We start from the raw sequence: 20,945 nt of genomic DNA, 5'->3' as shown, positions 1-20,945 counted from the left end.
GCATTAAGGGAAATGGGGCTTGCTGTAAAAAAGGTTCAATGGAGGTTAAAAAGTTCCCTAGGCTTTCAATTCTTCAAAAAAGCCGGTCTGGCGATTTTTTCGAACATTGTCCCAGCTGAAGTGGCGTCCATTCATAACGACATAAACGCCCGAAGCCAAGGTTTGAGCAAAAGCCAGTGCGCTACCCAGATTGAAAAATCCATCAGAACTACCAAATCGGTAAGGTACCATAGCTCCAGTCAAAACGACGGTTTTCTCCAACCCCAATTGAGCTACAACTTTTGCTGTTTCGACCATGGTATCTGTTCCATGAGTGATGATAATATGCTTTTCTTCGCAAGTCTTGCAATTGTGTGCAATCACCGATCTATCCTCTTCAGTCATTTCCAGGCTATCAATCATCATGAGCGTCCTGAGGTTGATGTCAATGGTGTTTCTACCGAGACGAAACATCTCAGGAAGCTGGGTGTCTTCAAAAAACAGACGCCCATTTATATAATCATAATTCTTGTCGAAGGTCCCTCCGGTCGCAAATACCCTAATGGTCATGTCCAAAATGCTTTGTAGTACGTATTCAAATTTTGGACGAATATCGCAAAAGCATTATGAATTTGGAAAATTTAATTGGCGGTAAAATGAACACGCAGTCCAATATTTACATAATTATGAGCCAGACCCGTTTTTCCAGGGGCGAGAAGGTTGGCTGCAGTAGGGGCTGTGGTTTCGATAAATGAACCCAAAGAATATCCATACCTCAGCATGAAACTAAAGCCGGGAGCCAGTCTATAGCTCAATCCGCCTACAATGCGTGTATCAAAATTCTTCAGCAAATTACTCAGGTCATTGCCGACATCATTTTTAGCTCCTATCAATAATCCAACTGCAGGACCCGCATGTAGCTGAATAGCCTGTGTACTATTACCCATTTGGACGGGAATATTGATTTTAAATACCACAGGAAGCGTTATATGTGAAGTTTGGACGAAGGTGATGCCCTGAAATGCACTTCCCAATTGCTCGAATAACAATTCCGGTTGTATGAAAATGTTATCGCCAATTTCATAATTGACAAAAGCTCCCAGGCTAAGACCTGCTTTATTAAAACCTTGTACAGCATCTCCGTCAACCTGACTGGCATTTAATCCAACATGCAGGCCTCCACCAAAACCCTGGCTAAAAGATTGTAAGCTGAAAAAGCATAGAATAATAGTCGTGAATAGTAGTTTCTTTTCCATGAATGAAAAATTGAAATAATTGGACGTAATAAATAGGTAAAAAACCTTGCCTTTTTATCCGGCCAGGTCAACGATCAGGAAGGTAGCAAAAAATCCGAATTGTATCAGGTAGAGAGGATAAGCAACGGGATTGCTTTTTTCCTGATGGATTTGATGGAAAACGTATTGCATGATGGCCCCTACAATAAACCAGGTAAAGTAATTGGAAATGGGAACTCTATGGGCATCCCAATACCAATAGTCATATTCCATGGCAACGGGTTCAATCAGAAAGTCGAGAATAACCATGAGTAAAGCGCCCATCACAACTCGCAACCAAAGGTTGGTCGTCATGTTTTGTGCCAGGATACCGGCCATGTAGGCAGTCATTACCCACAGGAGCCCCATCATAGGAGGAACTGCAGCTACTTTAGGACCCAGGGTGGAGCCGTAACTGTAATCCCCAAAAATAAGGCCTGTATGTACCCCTACGAACTCCAGGAGATATCCACCCCAGAATACGCCGAATACCCAAAAACCGAAGTTGAGGTTCCAGATTTTATGGAAGTAGGCGAGCACGCCTACAGAGATGAGCAAATTTATGGGAGTTAAACTCTCGAATAGCTCACGGTAATCCTCCAGGTGAAATCCAATTACACCTACATAATGAAGGACAACAAGTACAATAATCGCAAAGGTTACACCAGATTTTCCGTGTTCTTCCATCCGTCTCCTTATTTGAAAAAGAGAAAGGCGTTTTTCATGTAGCTTGAATACAAAACGCCTGAGCCATCCATTTATTTAATTGCCTCACAAATATAGTCTTAGAAGCTTAAAGAAGAAAAGAAATTATTGGGTCTATTTGTGAAATACCTTTCTATGACTTGCCTTTCCATATGGGCGGGTACTTTTTCTCTACAAAAAAGATCAATCCAAAAGCTGCAGCGCAGATGAGGAACTTACTAAGTCCTGCCAGAAAAAAGCCATCAGTAGCGCCAATGTTGTGGTTGAGGAAGAAAGCCCCTAGTACAATAACACCATATATACAAAGTCGCTTTATTTTGTAGGGAATGGGATAATATTTTTGACCGACAAAATAAACCATGCTGCTCATCAAGAGATAACAAAGCAGGGTAGCCCAGGCTCCTGCCATATATCCATAAGTAGGAATTCCAAAGAAGAGGACGGATACGGTTACCAATGCACCACTTCCTGTAAACAAAATAGCGAAACGAGTCTGCTTGGTAATTTTAAACCAAATGGAAATATTTATATAGGCTGCGCTAAACACATAAGCGAGCAGCAAAATGGGAATCACTTTCTGGCCAGACCAATAGGTTTCCGGTACAAAGGTCCGGTTTAGCAACCCAAATAAATTGAAAGACATGATTTCTGGAGCGAAAGAACTAATCAGGAGGAAACCCGCAAGACTGGCCATCATAAAGTAATGAAAGACCCTTGCGAAGGTTTTGGGAGAATCTTTTTCTCCGGCTTCTTTAAAAAAGAAGGGTTCCGCTGCATACCTGAAAGCTGTAGTTGCAAGTGCAATGAACATAGCAACTTTATAATTCGCGGCATAAATCCCATTTAAATCTTCGCCTGTTTGAACTAATCCCTCAAAGACTCCGCCTTCTGGCCACCTAAGGGGAATCATGATTCTGTCCAGGGTTTCATTCATAATGCCTGCGAGTCCAGCTATCATAATGAAAAAAGCATAGTCCAGCATTTCTCGCAAGAGCTTGAAGTCCCAGCTAGGCAAAGCCGGTAGGTTTTTCCAAAGGGATAATGCCAGCACAAGAGAGGCAGCTATTATATTTGCTACGAAGACATATTCGATTCCCAGATCCAGCCAAACAATAAAAATGAGGAGGGCGCTGAGGTTGATAATCACATTTACCAGCATGATGATCCCAAACCAGGCAGCTCGCTCCTTATGCCTTAGCATAGCTTTAGGGATTGCAGCCAGGACATCCAGAGAAATGATCGCAAACAAAAGCAGGAGATAATGCTCTTTGCCTTCATAGTTCATCCAGCTTGCGATATGGGTATGAAGGGGAATAGCGATCCCCATAAACACAAGAAGTAAACCCAATACGAAAAAGAAAGCCTGGCTGTATACCTTTTTGGGATCACTTTGGTCTTGAATAAAGCGAAACATGGTGGTTTCCATGCCAAAAGTCAGGAAGACATTGAAGACAGTAATCCAGGCATAAAGGTTCGCATAGATTCCATAAATGCCTGTGCTGAAACGATTGGTAAGAATGGGGAGAAACAGGACATTGAGTAGACGACTGAGAATCGTACTACTTCCATAGATAAAGGTATGTCCAGCTAATTTCTTTAGAACCCCCATTGGTGATCGTTTTACACTAAATTTCTGCTAAGTTGATAAAAGTTTTCCTAAGTCAGGAGGCATTTTGAGGATTTGCAGGACCTTATCATTTTTCCGTACATGAAGTTCGAGTATATGCTTTACTTATTTACCCAGTTTATCTCATCGTAGAGAATTTGATGTAGTTTTTCTCGGATTTTTAAACTGTAAAGCTTTCGGTTATTTCTTGTCGGATGAACCCTATTGGAAAGAAAGACCAAAACCAGTTTGTGTTTAGGATCAACCCAGGTAAATGTTCCCGTAAATCCAGAGTGGCCAAAACTAAGGGAAGATGCGTCTTTGGAGATATAGCTGCTCTTTCCATCCAATGGGGGTTTGTCAAATCCCAATCCTCTCCGATTGTCATCCTTTTTATAGGCATAGCTGCTAAACTCTTTCATTGTCTCCCGGCTGATATATCTCTCCCCTCCATATTCTCCCATGTTGAGGTACATCTGCATAAGCTTGGCCAGATCATTTGCATTGGAAAAAAGACCTGCATTCCCGGAAACTCCTCCCATCATAGCTGCTGCTTCATCATGGACATAGCCATGAACCATTTCTTTTCTAAACAAGCTATCATATTCGGTCGGAATGATCTCATTGATCGGGATTTTTTTCCAGGGATTGAAATCCAATCTTCCAGCTCCTAGTTGATCATAAAATCGCTCATTCAGTAATTGATCGAAATCCATGCCGCTGAGATTCTTTACAATTTGGGGATACAACAGAAAACTCAATCCTGAATACACATAGCCCTGTTTGGAGTCAACATCAGACTTTCTCACTGCCTTGTACATTTTCTTTCGATACTTCTGATTCATATAAAGGTCTTTATACACCTTTATATTATAGGTATCACTGGAGTCTCGTTTGAAGGTTCCTCCTTTGAATTTCCCATTTTTCTTCTGAGTCTTTGCCCAAAAAACTATATAAGGAATCAATCCGGCCTGATGAGCCAGGATGGGACGAATTTGAAGGTCCCGTTTATTAGATTTTATAAAGTCTGTCCAGTAATTTGACAAAGGGTCATCTATTCTTAGTTTTTCCTCATCCTTGAGAAACATGATGGCTGGAAGAGCCGCTGAGATTTTGGTAACAGAGGCAAGATCATAGACATCAAAGCTTTTAACTGGTCGTGTCTTTTCGTAATTATGGTGCCCATAATTCTGATTGAAAATCACCTGATTGTTTTTGGCAACTACTACCTGACAACCCGGAAAGGCCATAGAATCCATGGCCATTTCTATCAAGGAATCAATTCTTCTTTTAAGTCTCTCCGAATCCCAGGAAACGGCTTCTGCCTTATTATAGCTGAGACGAATATCTCCGGTAGTTCTGAGTCCATTGCCTTTATGGAATACCCGGCCCACGTCTTTTCGCAGTCTTCCCTGGGAAGAAATTGCCCCGTAAATGATCTGGGCACAAAATTCCTGATTGATGGGATGTTCTGAAGGAGAGAAAAGGAGTACCGGAGACTGACTAAGTACGTCCAGTTTTTGAAGCTCTTCTTCTGATCCAAAAAATGTGGTAATCGTATGCGGGCGTTTATACAACTTTTCCCAAAAATCCCGAATAGCCAGGCGTTCTGTTGTTGTCAAGCCGCTATAGGAGACACTATTATGTAGGCTAAGAATGATCAAATTGGAAGCACTGGCCAATTCACTGATTCGGTCCATCCTCTTGGGCAGATCGGCCAGACGCATGCGGATATTCAAGACCGGGGCATATAAAGCCAGGCTATTTTGAAAAAAATCCTTGCCCTTTGTATCAAAAGAAATGTGCAGGATGCGCTTTTCCTGCAAATTTGAAATTGGCAGAAGTTCCCCCTGATTTTTCAATAGGACGACCTCTGACTTTTTCTTCTCTAGCTCATTTAGGCTCAGGGAAGTGTTTAGGATTTCCTGGGAAAAGATAAGGGATGGGAACAGGAGCAGGTAAAGGATCAAAGAATGAGTAGGAACCTTCATGAATCCTAAATAACTAAATGCCTGCCTTAATTGGAAGGCTTTTGCATGTTTTTGCAGGAATCGGGGAGAAAAAAGCAGCGATTTAGGTTAAGAAAAGATTAAATTCTGATAAAATTTGCAAAAAAATGCATAAAAGCTCAGAAAAATGCAGTATACTTGCAGGAGTTTGCATGAATTGAAAGTGAATTCTCTTATGCTAAAAGAAGAAAGACATACTTACATCCTGGAATCCATTCAAAAGAATCAAAAAGTTCTCACCCTTGAATTAAGTGAGGTTCTTGCTGTTTCGGAGGATACCATCCGAAGGGATTTGAAAGAGTTGTCTGATAAGGGGCAATTGAAAAAAGTGCATGGAGGAGCAATTTCTCTCAGTTTAAATCCTTTTGACTATAAAGACCGGGAAGTATATGCTCTCGATCAAAAGAGACAACTTGCCAGTAAGGCAGCTGAATTTGTAAAAGATAATTCGGTAGTCATCATCGATGGCGGAACTACCAATCTGGAACTGGTAAAAGCTTTACCTAAAAGTTTATCAGCTACTGTCTTCACCAATAGTATCCCGATTGCCAGTGAACTAGCCGATCATCCCCGAATTGAGGTAATCTTTGCTGGCGGGAGAGTGTTGAAACAGGCTCAGGTTACCGTTGGAGAGGAAGCCATAAAGACTTTTAGCGGCTTGCATGCAGATCAGTGCTTCCTGGGAATAAGGAGTATTCATCATCAAATCGGCATCACAGAAATAGACTGGGAAGAAACCCAGGTGAAGCGGGCCATGATCAATGCCGCTGCTGAGGTGCTGAGTTTATTAATACCCGAAAAAATTGAAACTGTCAATCCCTATAAAATAGGGGAGACTCAAAAATTACATAAGATCATTAGTTGTCTGCCTGATGGGGATCAAAGATTAGATCCTTATGAAGGTATAGGCATTCAAACCGTATAATTACTCTCAAAAATTAATTTGAACATGTTAGCAGTTCATCCATCTACTACCTATCAATTTGAAAAAATCCCAACGAGGATTTATGAAAATTCTTCCATCGCTTCTAAAGAAGTTGCAGGTAGAATTGCCAGCCTCATTCGCCATAAAGCCCAAAAAGGAGAAATGGCGGTTCTGGGACTCGCTACGGGTTCGACTCCTACAGGGGTGTATAATGAACTCGTGCGTATGCATGAAGAAGAAGGCCTGAGCTTCCAGAATGTTATCAGCTTTAACCTGGATGAGTATTTCCCCATGGAGCCAGATGCTCTTCAGAGTTATCACCGCTTTATGAATGAATACCTTTTTGACAGGGTAGACATCAAAAGAGAAAATGTGAATATCCCTGATGGTACTTTGCCCCTGGAAGAAATCGATAAGTTTTGCCTGGAGTATGAAAAGAAGATCGAAGAAGTCGGAGGCCTTGATATACAGTTGCTGGGGATTGGTCGTACCGGCCACATTGGATTTAATGAACCGGGCTCTTCCATTAGCTCTCGTACCCGTATGATTGCCCTGGACCGTATTACCATTCGGGATGCAGCCAGTGATTTCTTTGCAGAGGAAAATGTGCCTCGTAGAGCCGTTACGATGGGCGTGGGAACGATCATGAGAGCCAAAGCAGTACTTCTCCTTGCATGGGGTGAGGGAAAAGCACCTATTATAAAAGAGACTGTAGAGGGAGAAATTACAGAATTGATTCCTGCTACTTTTCTCCAAAAACATGAAAACGCAGAGATCCTGCTTGATGAAGCTGCATCAGCTGAATTGACAAGGAGTAAAGCTCCCTGGCTGGTAGGACCTTGTGTATGGGATGATAAAATGATCCGACTCGGGGTAGTATGGCTTTGCCAGGAATTAGGAAAGCCTATCCTGAAACTTACAGATGAGGACTACAATGAGCATGGGATGGGAGATCTGATTGCTGAGCATGGAGCTGCCTATGGAATTAATATCCGCGTATTCAATGAAATGCAGAGAACGATCACGGGTTGGCCTGGAGGGAAACCCAATGCCGATGATACACATAGACCAGAAAGAAAAGATCCATTCCCAAAAAGAAGTTTGATTTTTAGTCCCCATCCGGATGATGATGTGATCTCTATGGGAGGAACTTTGTTGAGACTGGTTGATCAGGGACATGAAGTACATGTAGCCTATCAGACTTCTGGAAACATAGCTGTATTTGATGATGCTGCTATGCGTTTTATCGACTTTGCACTGGATTTCAGTAAATCCTTTGGGCAAAACTCCAAAGAAGCAGAGAAACTCTATACGGATAGTCGCGATTTCCTCAATAGTAAAGTGCCGGGGCAACCTGATTCGAGAGAATTGCAACAAATCAAAGGACTCATTAGAAGAGGAGAAGCAAAATCAGCATGTCGCTATTGCAAGGTGAAAGATGAGCATGTTCACTTCCTGGATATGCCTTTCTATGAAACGGGGCGAGTTAAGAAGAAGCCTATAGGAGAAGAAGATGTTCAGGTGATCGTAGACCTGTTGCAGAAGGTAAAGCCTCAGCAAATCTTTGCAGCGGGAGACCTCTCTGATCCTCATGGAACCCACCGTGTTTGTTTAGATGCTATATTTAAAGCACTGGATAGATTGAAAGGAGAGGAATGGTTGAAAGAATGCTGGGTATGGTTATACAGAGGTGCATGGCAGGAATGGCCAGTGAGTGAAATTGAAATGGCTATTCCGATTAGTCCTGAGGAATTGAGAAGAAAGAGAGAGGCGATTTTTAAGCACCAATCTCAAAAAGACAGTGCTCTCTTTCCTGGCAATGATCCACGTGAATTCTGGCAAAGAGCAGAAGATAGAAATCAAAATACTGCGCAGATCTATGATGCATTAGGTTTGCCAGAGTATGAAGCGATTGAAGCTTTTGTTCGCTATCATTTTTGAATAGATCAAATAGATGAAATCAACTGAACAGTCCTCAAATTATGAAGGACTGGATAAAATGAGCACAGCAGATTTGTTGTCCTCAATCAATCAGGAAGACAAGAAGGTCCCGGAAGTTATCTCAAAACTTCTGGGGCCTATTGAACTTCTTATAGAGGCCGCTTTTGTCTGCATGAAAATGGGAGGCAGGCTGATCTATATGGGCAGTGGAACCAGTGGTAGATTGGGGATTGTAGATGCTTCAGAATGCCCACCTACTTTTGGAGTAGACCCGGGAAGGGTAGTGGGCTTGATCGCAGGAGGCAAGGAAGCTGTTTATAAGGCTGTGGAATATGCTGAGGATAGTTTCGAGCAAGGATGGTTAGATCTGGAGGAAATTGGGATTGATGAAAAGGATTTTGTGATAGGGATTGCTGCCAGCGGTACAACTCCCTATGTCCTCGGGGCCATGGATGAAGCCAGATCAAGAGGTATCAAAACAGCTTGTATTACCTGTAATTATGATACTCCCCTGGCTGCTAAAGTTGAGTTTCCTGTAGAGGTGGTTGTGGGACCCGAATTTGTGACAGGAAGTACCCGGATGAAAGCCGGGACGGCACAAAAACTGGTACTCAATATGATTTCAACCTCCCTGATGATCAAATTAGGACATGTAATTGGAAATAAGATGGTGGATATGCAGCTTTCAAATAAGAAGCTTGTAGATCGGGGAAGTCGGATGATTATGGAAAAGACCAGCCTGGACTATGATTCTGCAAAAGAACTATTGTTAAGATATGGAAGTGTACGGGAGGCATTAACTGCCTATGCGGGTGGTAATTGAAGCTTCTGTAGGCTATTGGTTATATTGCAATCTAAACGGGTAATATGTCTTTAGTCTACAGATTTTTTTCTTTCCCTTTTCTACAAAAAGGGTTTTTCTTTTTCTGCTGCTTTGCGCTCCTTATTCCATCTCTCAAAGCTCAAATCCATCCTCCCAAAAGAGAATTCAGGGGCATATGGATGGCAAGTGTCAAAAATATAGACTGGCCTTCCCGAGCAGGACTTTCCACAGAAAAACAGCAGGCAGAACTTCTCGAAATGCTGGACCGATGCAAAGAAGCGGGCCTGAATGCGGTTATTTTTCAAATCAGACCTGCAGGAGAAGTATTCTATGAAAGTCGATTTGAGCCCTGGTCTTCCTATTTAAATGGGGAATTGGGGAAAGCACCCGCTCCTTACTATGATCCTTTGACCTTTATTATTGATGCCTGCCATGAGCGGGGATTGGAACTACATGCGTGGATCAATCCTTTCCGACTGAATCTGGACTGGTTTGAAGGAAAAGAGTTGCCTAAAGGGCATATTGGGAGTCGCTTTCCTGACTGGACCTTTTCCTATGGAAAAAATCTCTATGTCAATCCGGGAAATCCTTATGCCCGAAGGTATATTATGGAAATTGTCAGTGATGTTGTCAGGCGATATGACATAGATGCCATTCATTTCGATGATTACTTCTATCCTTATAAAATTCAAGGAGAAATCCTCAATGACAGCCTGAGTTTTGAGCAATTTAATCCTGACAATCTTGAGCTGGATGACTGGCGGAGAGATAATATAAACTCTTTTATCAGGGATGTAAGCGATAGTATATATGCCATTAAGCCTTTTGTCGAGCTTGGGATTAGTCCTTTTGGGGTTTGGCGAAATGTTTCTCAGGATTCGAAAGGATCAAATACCCGCAGCGGGCAAAGTAGTTATGATGATTTATATGCGGATATCCTGAAGTGGATGGAAAATGGCTGGATCGATTATGTCGCTCCACAAATATACTGGAGTAGGGGATTTGCCCCGGCCGATTTTGAGGTATTGTTGGATTGGTGGGAGCGAAATAAACAGAGGACCAAATTATACATAGGGCAGGCATTATATAAGATTGATAATAATTCGGACATCAATTGGAGTAAGCCAGAGGAAATTCCTGAGCAAATCCGGCAAATCCGGAATCTCCGTACAGTATCCGGGAGCATTTTTTTTAGTGCAAAGTGGCTAAAAACAAATCCATTGGGAATTATGGATTCCCTTTCGCAAAATCATTATTTCTATCCTTCCTTAACTCCATATGCCAAGCGTTTTGAGCCAGAAGCGCCACTTGCTCCATATGGACTGGAGACAGACTCAGATCCAAAAGGCGTAGCCATGATCTGGTCTTCTGAAGCTTCCAGTAAAGAGATCAAGTATTATGTAGTTTATCGAAATAAAGGGAGAAAAATCCCCTTGCCTTTGCCCGAATATCAACAGACCATCGTGAGATCCAATGATCTCTATTATCTGGATGAGGAAACTCGTTGGTTGAAAAAATACACCTATGCGATAACTGCTGTGGACTGGTTGGGAAATGAAAGTGAGATTAGTGATTTTCGCTCGCAGAGGAGGTGGAGCAGGACACCTAAAAAGCCTAAAAAAGAAAAGGCGACCTTGGGAGGGAGATAAGGTCGCCTAGTTTTTAATTACAAAGAAGACAGGAGTTAAATAATAGTAGTTTGTAGTTTAGTTTTTTCCTTCATGGTAATTAAAGATAGAAAACTATTTGACTAAAAGCAAGGCTTGAATCCCTTCTCCGAGTAAATGTTTCATGTGTTCGCATTTATTTTTCTCAGAATAATTTACCCCGAAAAGAAATAGTGGGACAACATGAAAAGCCCTCATTCAGGCTCATTTTCCTAATATGAATGATGATTTTGGTACAAATTCCCTGAATTATTCTACATGAAGCCTTTGTGCTGTCAACTAAGTATCCAGAGAATTTCCACTTTGAGCTTTCTGGGTAATATTTCCTACAATTTTTGCGATTTTTCTTTTCAAAAAGTCGAATTAACAAATTGAGAAATTATTTTTTTGAAAAATTTGCTGTATTTTTTTTCGATAAATACGTCCATATTTTGCGCTTTCTCCCTCATTATCAATGATTAACCAATTATTCAATAAAAAGAATAAAAAGCGGTGCACATAAAAATCTGTCTTTCGATCCAATTGTACAGTTTTTTGGCCCTTTTTTTGATATATAGTGAACTGTAAAAGATTATAGGAAAGTCGACTTACGCATAGGGTCAAAAATTATCTAATACTAAACTTTTTTATTTCCCATAGTATGCGTAATTTCGTTTCAAATTCTGCTCTTTATAAATCCGGATAAAAATAAGTATGCCTGACCCCATCAGGAGTCTTTTTTAGTCCCTTCTTTTTATCCAGTCAAACCCACCAAGCACCAAATTTTATACTGATCCGCACTCTGTGCTGGTTAGTTCAGTTATGGTTTTATTCTGTTATTAGCGACAGTAAAGTTCTCTGTTACACTGACGATATGGTACAATTATACCGCTTTACCCAATTTCTCATTAGCCTTATACTGGTCTTTTGGCTAGGCACTGTGTCAAGCCTTGCCCAATCCCAGGTAAGTCAACTTTGCAGCTTAGATAATTTCCAGGCATCTAACGGCCATTCGATCTATTTAGACAATCTACCCGGAGCATCATCTCCGCGCTTTGTGTTTGATTCTCAGGGAGGTAACCTGACAATCTTCAATGACGGCACAGCAAATCTAACTGGTAGAGTTCAACATGAATCTCAACCCAATCTTCAATGGGATGTAAACATCTGGTTGGTCAATGAAAGGGACTTCGCTACCTGGACCGCTTTAGGTAGAGGAGTGAAAGTTGAACTTGCTCCCCAATCTGTAGTTACCGCAAACCAGCAAGACTGGTTGTTTTACGAATTAGATGATACCAGAAGTACGCTAATTGGTGTGGGTGGTACCTTCTATGATGGGGATACCCTTGATCTTAGCCACAGACCATCCAACTTTGACTATGGTTTCCAAATGGGAATCGGTGCCAATGCTAAAAATGCAATGGACGGTCTTTCCGGTTGGTTCTTTTATTCTGGGGCCTATACAGGTATCGGAGATGTAAACGTTAATCGCGACTGTAGCGCGCCTACCTGCGATGTGGAAATCACAGATGTAACTACTACCTGCATCAATGATTCTACTTTTAATGTAAGCGTAAGCTTCACCGGAACTGGCAATCAATTCGAAATTTCTGATAACCAGGGAAGATCTCCTTTAAGTGGATTAAGCGCTGGTACTTATATGTTTAGCTCCTACAGCAATAATACGAATGTCGAAATCATCGTCAGCGATATGAGTATTGCAGCATGTGCTGACACTGCTGATGTAGTTAGCAATGATTGTACTCCGGCTCCTGTGTGTGATGTGGCTATTGATAGCCTCTCAAGCACTTGTCTTAACGATACCACTTTCGAAGTAAGTGTATATGTATCCGGGACCGGGAACTATACAATAAGTGATGACCAGGGATCTGCAACTCAAAATGGAGTAGGAGGGGTATTCGTTTTCGGGCCTTATGCCAACAATACTCCCGTTTCATTTACTGCAAATGATGCGTCTATTGCTAACTGTTCTGATAATGCAGGACCGATCAGCAATGATTGTGCGCCTCCTCCTCCAGTATGTGATGTGGCCATAGACAGTATTTATTCTGTCTGTATTACTGATTCTACTTTCGAGGTATCTGTAATAGTTTCTGGAGCAGGAACATTGACCGTACGGGATAATCAAGGCTTTCCAGTTCAAACTGGACCTGCAGGAACCTACACCTTCGGACCTTACAGAAATAATCTTTCGAATATCCTGATTGTGGTTTTAAATCCGGACATAGCAAATTGTCAGGAGAGTTTAATAGCTCCAGCTCTGGATTGTTCACCACCACCTCCGGTATGTGATGTTGCACTTGATAGCCTTGACAGCAATTGCTTGACAGACTCTACTTTCGAAGTGTCCTTTATACTGGGCGGAACTGGCAACTATACTGTTTCTGATAATCAGGGCATGAGCCAAAATGGAGCTGCTGGATCCTATACCTTTGGACCTTACTTAAATAATGTATCTGTTTCATTCACAGCTACTGATGATTCTGATAGTACTTGTCAGGCTAGCATTGGACCTATCACTGCGGATTGTGCGCCAGATACATGTGCGGTAACTATTACCGATCTGGTAGCAGAGTGTGCCTCAGATACTTCTTTTGCAGTAATGGTAACCTTTACCGGAATCGGCAACAATTTCAGTATCTCCGACAATCTTGGATCAACCCCCATGACAGGATTAGGACCGGGGACCTATATGTTCGGTGATTACTTCAACAGTACCGATGTATTCATCACAGTATCAGATTCAAGTTTTGCAGGATGTACTTCAACACTCGGACCTGTTACGGCAGACTGTACACCGGTTCCTGTATGTGATGTTTCTATAGACACTGCCTATACAGAGTGTATCAATGATTCAACCTTTGAGGTGGTAGTTACTTTCCAGGGAACTGGTAGTCTCTTCCAGATCTTCGATAATCTTGGTTCACCGGGTGTTACAAATTTAGCTGCAGGAACCTATAGATTCGGTGTTTATCCAAACGGAAGCCAGGTTCAGGTAACAGTACTGGATTTTGCAATCTTCAACTGTTTCGAAACAACTCCGCCTCTAACAAATACCTGCGACACCACTGGAACAGGTTTATTTACAGGCATCACCAATTTTGTATCCAGTATCTCTGGCAAAAATGTTGACCTGAGTTGGGAATCAAAGCTATTGGATAATGGAACGTATTATGAAATAGAAAGAGAAGATGGTGCAGGTGAATTCACAACAATCGGCATGAGAATGTTGAGTGAAATGGACCTCTTTGAAAATAAATATTACTTCACGGACTATGCGATTGAGGCTAATAAATACTTTAGCTATCGAATCAAACAAGTCAAGCCAGACGGAGAGATCTCTTACTCAGCTCTGATCAAAACAATCAGACTGGATCAGAATGAACTCTTGATTGGAGAAGTTTACCCGAATCCTTCAAATGGAATTACAAGGATCAAGATGAATGCCGGAAGTCCTCATAGAGTATCATGTGAACTCCTTGATGCCAAAGGCGCGCTTGTATCCGACTCAGTGATAAATACGGTCGTAGGATCTCAGGAATTAGTGATTCCTTCAAACAAACTACGACCAGGTATGTACCTGGTGAGATTAACCCTTGAAAATAACAAGGTCTTCGTCAGGAAGTTAATAATTACAGAATAATACTAGAATAAGTAACTGAATTATCAGGAGGCCACCCTAAGGGGTGGTCTTTTTGTTTTTGGAAGTTTGACATTTGAGCCAGCTATAAATTTCCTTTCCCCAAACTTTTTTATTATTTCAAGTATACGTATATTCAGAAAATAGATAATGCTCTTTTATAATCAGGATAAATAAATCTACTCCTAATCCCTTTCATCCTCAGGAGTTAAGTCCAATTTTTTATCCCTCCTAAACCCAACAATAAGCTCACATCCTTTCTTCCAGGAGAAGAAGGGGGATTCTTTATTTTTTCCTGTGTAGGATCTACGCAGGGCCACACACTATTATAAACATGACATGTTAAAACTTTACCCATTCTCTCAAATTTGTAAAAGTCTATTGATTTGGGGCTTACTGTGTTATCCGATTTGGGGCTTTTCGCAAGCCCAGATAGAAGATTCCTGTACGCTGATAAATTATCAGCCAATTGGTGGGCATGCTATTTACCTGGATAATCTTCCCGGAACGACTTCACCAAGATTTATTTATGACTCTTTAGGAGCCCCGGCTTATTTCTATACTGATTCTACCCTGCAAGTAACAGGTATAGTTCGACATGAAGCTGATCCCAACAAACAATGGCAAGTAAATATCTGGCTGAAAAATATCACCGAATATGCGGATTGGACTGCCATGGGAAGAGGCTTTAAAATTGAATTGGCTCCTGATTCCGTTGTAAATGCCAATGTTACGGATTGGGTCTTTTTTGAACTGGATGATACCAGAAGTAGCCTGACAGGCGTACCCGGAACTTTTTATGCAGGAGATACCCTCAATTTATTTCACCGCCCTTCGAATATTGAATTTGGTTTTCAGGCAGGAGAGGGAGCAAATGCGAAAAATGGGGATTTCGGTATTTCTGGTTGGTTCTTTTATATGGGCTCTTATTCAGGAATAGGGGATCTGAATGCCAGTTTTGACTGTGATGATGATCCCGGGCCTGAATGTGATGTGAGCATTGATACAGCAATTGTTATTTGTGATTCTTCTTCTGCATCCTTTACCGTTGAACTTCAGGTTTCGGGTAGTGGGGGCTATGTAGTAGCTGATGTTGACTTCATTGATTTTCAAGTTGGGGCTGCAGGGACCTATACTTTCGGACCCTATCCTGACTCAATGCAGCTATCTTTTGTGGTTATAGATACACTTGATCAAAGCTGTGGTGATGAAACTTCAAGCCTGACAGCAAACTGCTCACCGCCTAATCTCTGTACGCTCGTTGGAGAAATCGATAGCGTTCAGTTGATTCCAATTTGTGTAAGTGATGATTCCTTCCAGGTGATTGTTGCAGTTCTGGATGAAGGAATAGCAGAAGGGATTAACAGCAATATGGGAGGAGTTTACCAGGGAAATACGCCTGAATTTTATCAGATATTTGGAAACTATGCTAATGGTACGGAAGTAACTTTCGAGATTTTCAATACGGATGAGCCGAGTTGTAATGTCTTCGAAAGTATAAGCGCGGATTGTCTGCAGGATACATGCGCAGTGGGAATAGATTCTGTTTATGCAGTTTGTACTTCTAATGATTCTTTCAATGTATTTGTAAACTTCAGTGGAATTGGAAACAATTTTAGTGTCTATGATAATTATGGAGTTACAACTTTTGCCGGCGTGAGTCCAGGATGGTATGAATTGGGACCTTTCTATGATTCCAGTCAGGTATTTGTAACGGTTATTGATTCTAATTTTGTGGATTGTAATGATACTCAGGGACCTATCCTGGCTAACTGTGATCCACAATGTGAACTGTCAGTAGATAGTGCATACACCCAATGTAAAACAGATTCTACTTATGAGGTTGTTATGATCATTAGTGGAAATCCTGCCAGTCAGGATGGATTCCTGATCTTTGATCTGCCAGGCTCGGTAATTTTCCCTGATTCTTTATTCAATGTTTTTGCTGATACAGTGGCATACGGAGAATATCCTAATGGAAGTTATGCTAGCATAATCGTAGAAGATTTGGCATTTGATCAAGGCCTGTGTTTTATTTGGCTGGATTCCCTTACTTATAATCCGGATTCCTCTGGTGTTTGCAATACCTCTAATTTATCAGGCGTAAATGCTGGAATAAGTAATGAGGCTGCTGCTATTCAATCAAATTCAGTTGAAATATCCTGGACTTCTTCCAGTATGGAAATGGAAACCTACTTCCTCATTGAAAGAAGAACTTTCTCTGGTCCATACACTGTAGTCGGAAAAGTAGAGATGGAAGAAAGACAAGCTTATACAGGAGTCCTGAGATTCATAGACCGTAAACTTGATCCTAGTTCTGTCTATACCTATAGAATAAAAGAAGTAAGACCAGATGGTGTCAAGGCCTATTCGGAAACGATTCAGGCTATGATATATGCAGGATTAAGTGTAAATATTGGACAGGTTTACCCAAATCCCACAGATGGTCAAACTAATATTCTGATCAGTTCTGAGCTGGCACAAAGGATCAGCTGTGATCTGTTTGATCAAAGAGGTTCTGTAGTCGCCAAATCAGATATGAAGCTGATAGAAGGATTGCAGGAATTGAAATTGCCTACTGAAGAGTTGGCAGCAGGATTGTATCTGGTGAAATTCAGCACAGATGCTGGAGAAGTTTTTGTTAGGAAAATCCTTATCACAAAATAATTATAAACTTCAATTTGAATCGGGGCCGTCCTTATGGGGCGGCCTTTTTCTTTCTTGTAATGCTGTGTAATTTGAGGACATGATTCAAAAAGATTATATGATGCGGCTAATTGAAGAATTAGCCACTGTTGTTGCCAGGCTTTTTGGTTTAATGACAGAAGATAAATTGCAGGAAGCGATAAAACTTCTGGATAAAACCTATGACTCCTTCTTCAAGTTTGAAGGAAAACTCCTGCGGTTTACTCCCAAAGAAGAACTCCTGGATATTCTCAAAAGCAAAGAGAATATGGAAGCGGAGCAAATGGAAATTGTAGCTGAACTCTTGCGAAATGAGGCAGAGGTTTGGATAAAGATGGGGAAGCTGGATGAAGGAACTGATGTCCTGGCTAAATCCATTCATTTACTGGAGTATCTGGAAAAAGAACAAGCACACATATATTCCATCGAACGCAAAGAAAAATTGAAACAAAGCAGAGACAGATGGGAGGATTTGCATTAGTCCTAATGGGAGCTCAATAAAAATGAAATATTTACAGTAAAATCGCCTGCATATAGGCGATTTTACATTTTTAGATAAAAATTTTTGGAAGGATGTGTGGAGAATAAAAAAAAAGGTCGTATGTTAGCTAGGCCTTTGTGCCTAAGATTGCTTTTCCTGCCTGTTTAGGCAGGTTTTTTGTAAAAAAAGGAAAAAAGGCCTGCTGCTAATAAGCCAATTATTATATAATATGCAGCAGCTCGTTTTATCATTTCACTAATAATCTTTCTAGATCATGGACAATCGAGTTTATGTTTTTGACACTACCTTGAGAGACGGCGAACAGGTGCCGGGCTGTCAATTGGACACTCATGAAAAAATTGAAATTGCTCGTGAACTAGAACTACTAGGGGTAGATATTATTGAAGCAGGTTTTCCCGTTTCCAGTCCTGGTGATTTTAAGTCTGTTGTAGCGGTTTCTAAAGCAGTAAAAGAACCTGTTGTATGTGCCCTTTCACGTGCAGTAGAAAATGATATTAAAGTCGCAGGAGAAGCCCTTAAATTTGCAAAAAGAGGAAGAATACATACAGGTATCGGTGCATCCGACCTTCATATTTATAATAAATTGAATTCTACTCCGGAAAAGATTCTGGAAAGGGCTGTGGCCGCAACCAAATATGCCAAGCAGTTTGTGGAGGATGTGGAATTCTACTGTGAAGATGCAGGTCGAGCTAATCTCGAATACCTTGCCAGAATGGTAGAGGCAGTCATCAATGCGGGAGCAACTACCGTGAACGTTCCCGACACTACAGGTTATTGCCTCCCCTCACAATATGGTGCCAAAATCAAGTACATCATGGAGAATGTGCCCAATGTACATAAGGCCCGTATTTCTGTCCACTGTCACAATGATTTGGGCATGGCAACTGCTAATACCATTGCCGGATTGGCAAATGGAGCTCGTCAGATGGAAGTAACCCTAAACGGTATTGGAGAAAGAGCGGGGAATACTTCTTTGGAAGAAACCACTATGGTATTGAGAAGCCATGAAGAAAGCCTGGGCCTCAAAACCAATATAGATATCAGTCGCATCTATCCGATGAGTCGCATGGTATCCAAATACATGCGGATGCCGGTACAGCCCAATAAAGCCATCGTCGGAAGAAATGCTTTTGCCCACTCTTCCGGTATACACCAGGACGGAGTCTTGAAAAGCAGAGAAAATTATGAGATCATCAATCCGCAGGATGTAGGGATTCCAGAATCTTCTATCATTTTGACTGCTAGAAGCGGAAAAGCCGCTTTGAACCATAGACTGGATAGGATAGGGGTAAATCTCAGTAGAGACGAATTGGTTCAGACTTATGAGCGCTTTTTGGTGATGGCTGATGAAAGAAAAGAAGTAAATGACCAGGATTTGATGGAATTGATGGGTATAGAAGGTAGCAAGAGAATCCTGAAGATAAATTCACTGGAAGTAAGCTGTGGAAGTGGAGAAAAAGCAGTGGCGAATGTGGAGATCAACAGAAATGGGAAAATGCTATACAATGAGGCCGAAGGAAATGGACCTGTAGATGCCTGTATCAAAGCAATTGACGCCATTATGGATATACCGGTGAAATTGGAAGAGTATTTGGTACAAGCTATAACCGGAGGGAGTAATGATGTCGCGAAAGTACACATCCAAATTTCTTCAGAAGGAAGGCTTCATCATGGATTTGGGGCAGATACCGATACGGTCTATGCGACTGCTGCTGCATATTTGGATGCAATTAAGAAAGTTTAATTAGGGTTTTCAATAAGGGACTAGCGTCCAGATATTACATGGCAAAGACACTTTTCGACAAGATTTGGGAGCAGCATGTGGTGACCAGAGAAGAAGGAGGACCAGATGCACTCTACATAGATCGTCATTTCATTCATGAAGTAACAAGCCCTCAGGCTTTTGCTGGCCTCAGAAGAAGAGGTATACCTGTAGCTCGACCAAAGCAAACCATTGCTACCGCAGATCATAATGTTCCTACCATAGATCAGCATTTGCCTATCAAAGAACCTCTATCGCGTATGCAGGTAGAGACTTTGGTGAAAAACTGTGAAGAATTTGGCCTGGAACTATACGGACTGGGACATCCTTATCAGGGGATTGTACATGTCATCGGGCCAGAGTTGGGAATTACCCAACCGGGCATGACTATCGTCTGTGGAGACAGTCATACTTCGACACATGGTGCTTTCGGTGCAATAGCATTTGGAATAGGAACCTCTGAAGTTGAGCAAGTGCTTGCAACTCAATGTGTGCTTAAGGCAAAACCCAAAAGCATGCGTATTAATGTGGAGGGGGAATTGGGTGAAGGAGTTTCTTCAAAAGACATCATTCTGTACATCATTTCTCAAATCAGTACTTCTGGAGGGACTGGCTATTTCGTGGAATATGCTGGCTCTGCCATCAGAAAACTGAGTATGGAAGCCCGAATGACCATTTGCAATATGAGCATTGAAATGGGAGCAAGGGGAGGAATGATCGCTCCGGATGAGACCACTTTCGCCTATGTAAAAGGCAAAGAGTTTGCACCACAAGGCGAGGCCTTTGATAAGGCCGTAGAATATTGGAGAACATTGCCAACAGAAGATGGAGCTGAGTTTGATATGGAATATACCTTCCGTGCGGAAGATATAGAACCCATGATTACCTACGGCACAAATCCGGGTATGGGAATAAAGCTTAGTCAAAATATCCCTGCCCTGGCTGATATGGATAGTCAGAGTGAAAAGGACAGCCTGCAAAAATCTCTGAATTATATGGATTTGGATCAGGGAACTCCCATGAAGGGCAGAGCCATTGATTATGTCTTTATTGGAAGTTGTACAAACTCAAGGATCGAGGACCTTCGCATGGTCGCGGACTTTGTCAAAGGAAAAAAGAAAGCTCCTAATGTACAGGTTATGGTTGTACCCGGTTCTCAACAAGTAAGAATGCAGGCCAAGGAAGAAGGTTTAGACCAAATTCTTGCCTCTGCAGGTTTTGTACTAAGAGAGCCAGGTTGTAGCGCCTGCCTGGGAATGAATGAAGACAAAGTACCCAAGGGCAAATACTGCGTTTCTACTTCCAATCGAAATTTTGAAGGAAGACAGGGACCCGGAGCCAGAACCTTCCTGGCAAGTCCGCTAACTGCAGCAGCAACTGCACTTACCGGACGTATTACTGATCCCAGAGACTTAAGCCTTAGCTAA

At 41.7% G+C, this 20,945-nt stretch carries 14 protein-coding genes; 9 read left to right on the top strand and 5 right to left on the bottom strand.

The features are described 5' to 3' along the window. Positions 1 to 57: 57 nt before the first annotated feature. From R8P61_11520 to R8P61_11500, 5 genes are all read right to left on the bottom strand, one after another. Positions 58 to 549 (bottom strand): asparaginase domain-containing protein, encoded by a 492-nt coding sequence (locus R8P61_11520; protein ID MDW3647688.1) that lies wholly within the window; start codon positions 547 to 549, stop codon positions 58 to 60. A gap of 71 nt (positions 550 to 620) precedes the next feature. Then, positions 621 to 1,235, bottom strand: coding sequence for a porin family protein (locus R8P61_11515; protein ID MDW3647687.1), 615 nt, complete (start codon positions 1,233 to 1,235; stop codon positions 621 to 623). A gap of 54 nt (positions 1,236 to 1,289) precedes the next feature. Beyond that, complete coding sequence (locus R8P61_11510; protein MDW3647686.1) at positions 1,290 to 1,940, bottom strand: carotenoid biosynthesis protein; 651 nt, start codon at positions 1,938 to 1,940, stop codon at positions 1,290 to 1,292. A 151-nt stretch (positions 1,941 to 2,091) separates the two neighbouring features. Beyond that, positions 2,092 to 3,567, bottom strand: a complete 1,476-nt coding sequence (locus tag R8P61_11505; protein ID MDW3647685.1) for an oligosaccharide flippase family protein — start codon at positions 3,565 to 3,567, stop codon at positions 2,092 to 2,094. Positions 3,568 to 3,686: 119 nt separating this feature from the next. After that, positions 3,687 to 5,555, bottom strand: coding sequence for a serine hydrolase (locus R8P61_11500; protein MDW3647684.1), 1,869 nt, complete (start codon positions 5,553 to 5,555; stop codon positions 3,687 to 3,689). Between the two features lie 145 nt (positions 5,556 to 5,700). On the opposite strand from R8P61_11500, the gene R8P61_11495 reads away from it, so the two are divergent. The 9 genes from R8P61_11495 (at position 5,701) to leuC (ending at position 20,945) form a co-directional block, all read left to right on the top strand. Continuing rightward, complete coding sequence (locus tag R8P61_11495; GenBank protein ID MDW3647683.1) at positions 5,701 to 6,498, top strand: DeoR/GlpR family DNA-binding transcription regulator; 798 nt, start codon at positions 5,701 to 5,703, stop codon at positions 6,496 to 6,498. 24 nt (positions 6,499 to 6,522) lie between these two features. Then, positions 6,523 to 8,439, top strand: a complete 1,917-nt coding sequence (gene nagB, locus R8P61_11490; protein ID MDW3647682.1) for a glucosamine-6-phosphate deaminase — start codon at positions 6,523 to 6,525, stop codon at positions 8,437 to 8,439. Positions 8,440 to 8,452: 13 nt separating this feature from the next. After that, positions 8,453 to 9,262, top strand: a complete 810-nt coding sequence (gene murQ, locus R8P61_11485; protein ID MDW3647681.1) for an N-acetylmuramic acid 6-phosphate etherase — start codon at positions 8,453 to 8,455, stop codon at positions 9,260 to 9,262. A 44-nt stretch (positions 9,263 to 9,306) separates the two neighbouring features. Continuing rightward, positions 9,307 to 10,911, top strand: coding sequence for a family 10 glycosylhydrolase (locus R8P61_11480; protein MDW3647680.1), 1,605 nt, complete (start codon positions 9,307 to 9,309; stop codon positions 10,909 to 10,911). An 871-nt stretch (positions 10,912 to 11,782) separates the two neighbouring features. Continuing rightward, a complete protein-coding gene (locus R8P61_11475; GenBank protein MDW3647679.1) occupies positions 11,783 to 14,572 on the top strand; it encodes a T9SS type A sorting domain-containing protein in 2,790 nt (929 codons plus the stop codon). A gap of 336 nt (positions 14,573 to 14,908) precedes the next feature. After that, positions 14,909 to 17,236 carry a T9SS type A sorting domain-containing protein gene (locus R8P61_11470; protein MDW3647678.1) on the top strand — a complete coding sequence of 776 codons (2,328 nt, stop codon included), beginning with the start codon at positions 14,909 to 14,911 and terminating at the stop codon, positions 17,234 to 17,236. Between the two features lie 79 nt (positions 17,237 to 17,315). Next, on the top strand, positions 17,316 to 17,735 hold the full coding sequence (locus tag R8P61_11465) for a hypothetical protein (GenBank protein ID MDW3647677.1): 420 nt from the start codon (positions 17,316 to 17,318) through the stop codon (positions 17,733 to 17,735). 274 nt (positions 17,736 to 18,009) lie between these two features. Next, a complete protein-coding gene (locus R8P61_11460; protein MDW3647676.1) occupies positions 18,010 to 19,500 on the top strand; it encodes a 2-isopropylmalate synthase in 1,491 nt (496 codons plus the stop codon). Between the two features lie 38 nt (positions 19,501 to 19,538). Continuing rightward, entirely contained in the window at positions 19,539 to 20,945 is a 1,407-nt protein-coding gene (leuC, locus tag R8P61_11455) for a 3-isopropylmalate dehydratase large subunit (GenBank protein MDW3647675.1), read from the top strand.

The sequence above is a fragment of the Bacteroidia bacterium genome, from assembly GCA_033391075.1.
Lineage (GTDB): Bacteria > Bacteroidota > Bacteroidia > J057 > J057 > JAWPMV01.
Note: the sequence above shows the minus strand (reverse complement) of the source record. Positions and strands in the feature narration are given on the sequence as shown.

Bases quoted from the DNA above. Each gene is read 5' to 3' on its own strand.
- R8P61_11520 (MDW3647688.1), bottom strand. From the start codon at position 549: ATGACCATTAGGGTATTTGCGACCGGAGGGACCTTCGACAAGAATTAT.
- R8P61_11515 (MDW3647687.1), bottom strand. From the start codon at position 1,235: ATGGAAAAGAAACTACTATTCACGACTATTATTCTATGCTTTTTCAGC.
- R8P61_11510 (MDW3647686.1), bottom strand. From the start codon at position 1,940: ATGGAAGAACACGGAAAATCTGGTGTAACCTTTGCGATTATTGTACTT.
- R8P61_11505 (MDW3647685.1), bottom strand. From the start codon at position 3,567: ATGGGGGTTCTAAAGAAATTAGCTGGACATACCTTTATCTATGGAAGT.
- R8P61_11500 (MDW3647684.1), bottom strand. From the start codon at position 5,555: ATGAAGGTTCCTACTCATTCTTTGATCCTTTACCTGCTCCTGTTCCCA.
- R8P61_11495 (MDW3647683.1), top strand. From the start codon at position 5,701: ATGCAGTATACTTGCAGGAGTTTGCATGAATTGAAAGTGAATTCTCTT.
- nagB (MDW3647682.1), top strand. From the start codon at position 6,523: ATGTTAGCAGTTCATCCATCTACTACCTATCAATTTGAAAAAATCCCA.
- murQ (MDW3647681.1), top strand. From the start codon at position 8,453: ATGAAATCAACTGAACAGTCCTCAAATTATGAAGGACTGGATAAAATG.
- R8P61_11480 (MDW3647680.1), top strand. From the start codon at position 9,307: ATGTCTTTAGTCTACAGATTTTTTTCTTTCCCTTTTCTACAAAAAGGG.
- R8P61_11475 (MDW3647679.1), top strand. From the start codon at position 11,783: ATGGTACAATTATACCGCTTTACCCAATTTCTCATTAGCCTTATACTG.
- R8P61_11470 (MDW3647678.1), top strand. From the start codon at position 14,909: ATGTTAAAACTTTACCCATTCTCTCAAATTTGTAAAAGTCTATTGATT.
- R8P61_11465 (MDW3647677.1), top strand. From the start codon at position 17,316: ATGATTCAAAAAGATTATATGATGCGGCTAATTGAAGAATTAGCCACT.
- R8P61_11460 (MDW3647676.1), top strand. From the start codon at position 18,010: ATGGACAATCGAGTTTATGTTTTTGACACTACCTTGAGAGACGGCGAA.
- leuC (MDW3647675.1), top strand. From the start codon at position 19,539: ATGGCAAAGACACTTTTCGACAAGATTTGGGAGCAGCATGTGGTGACC.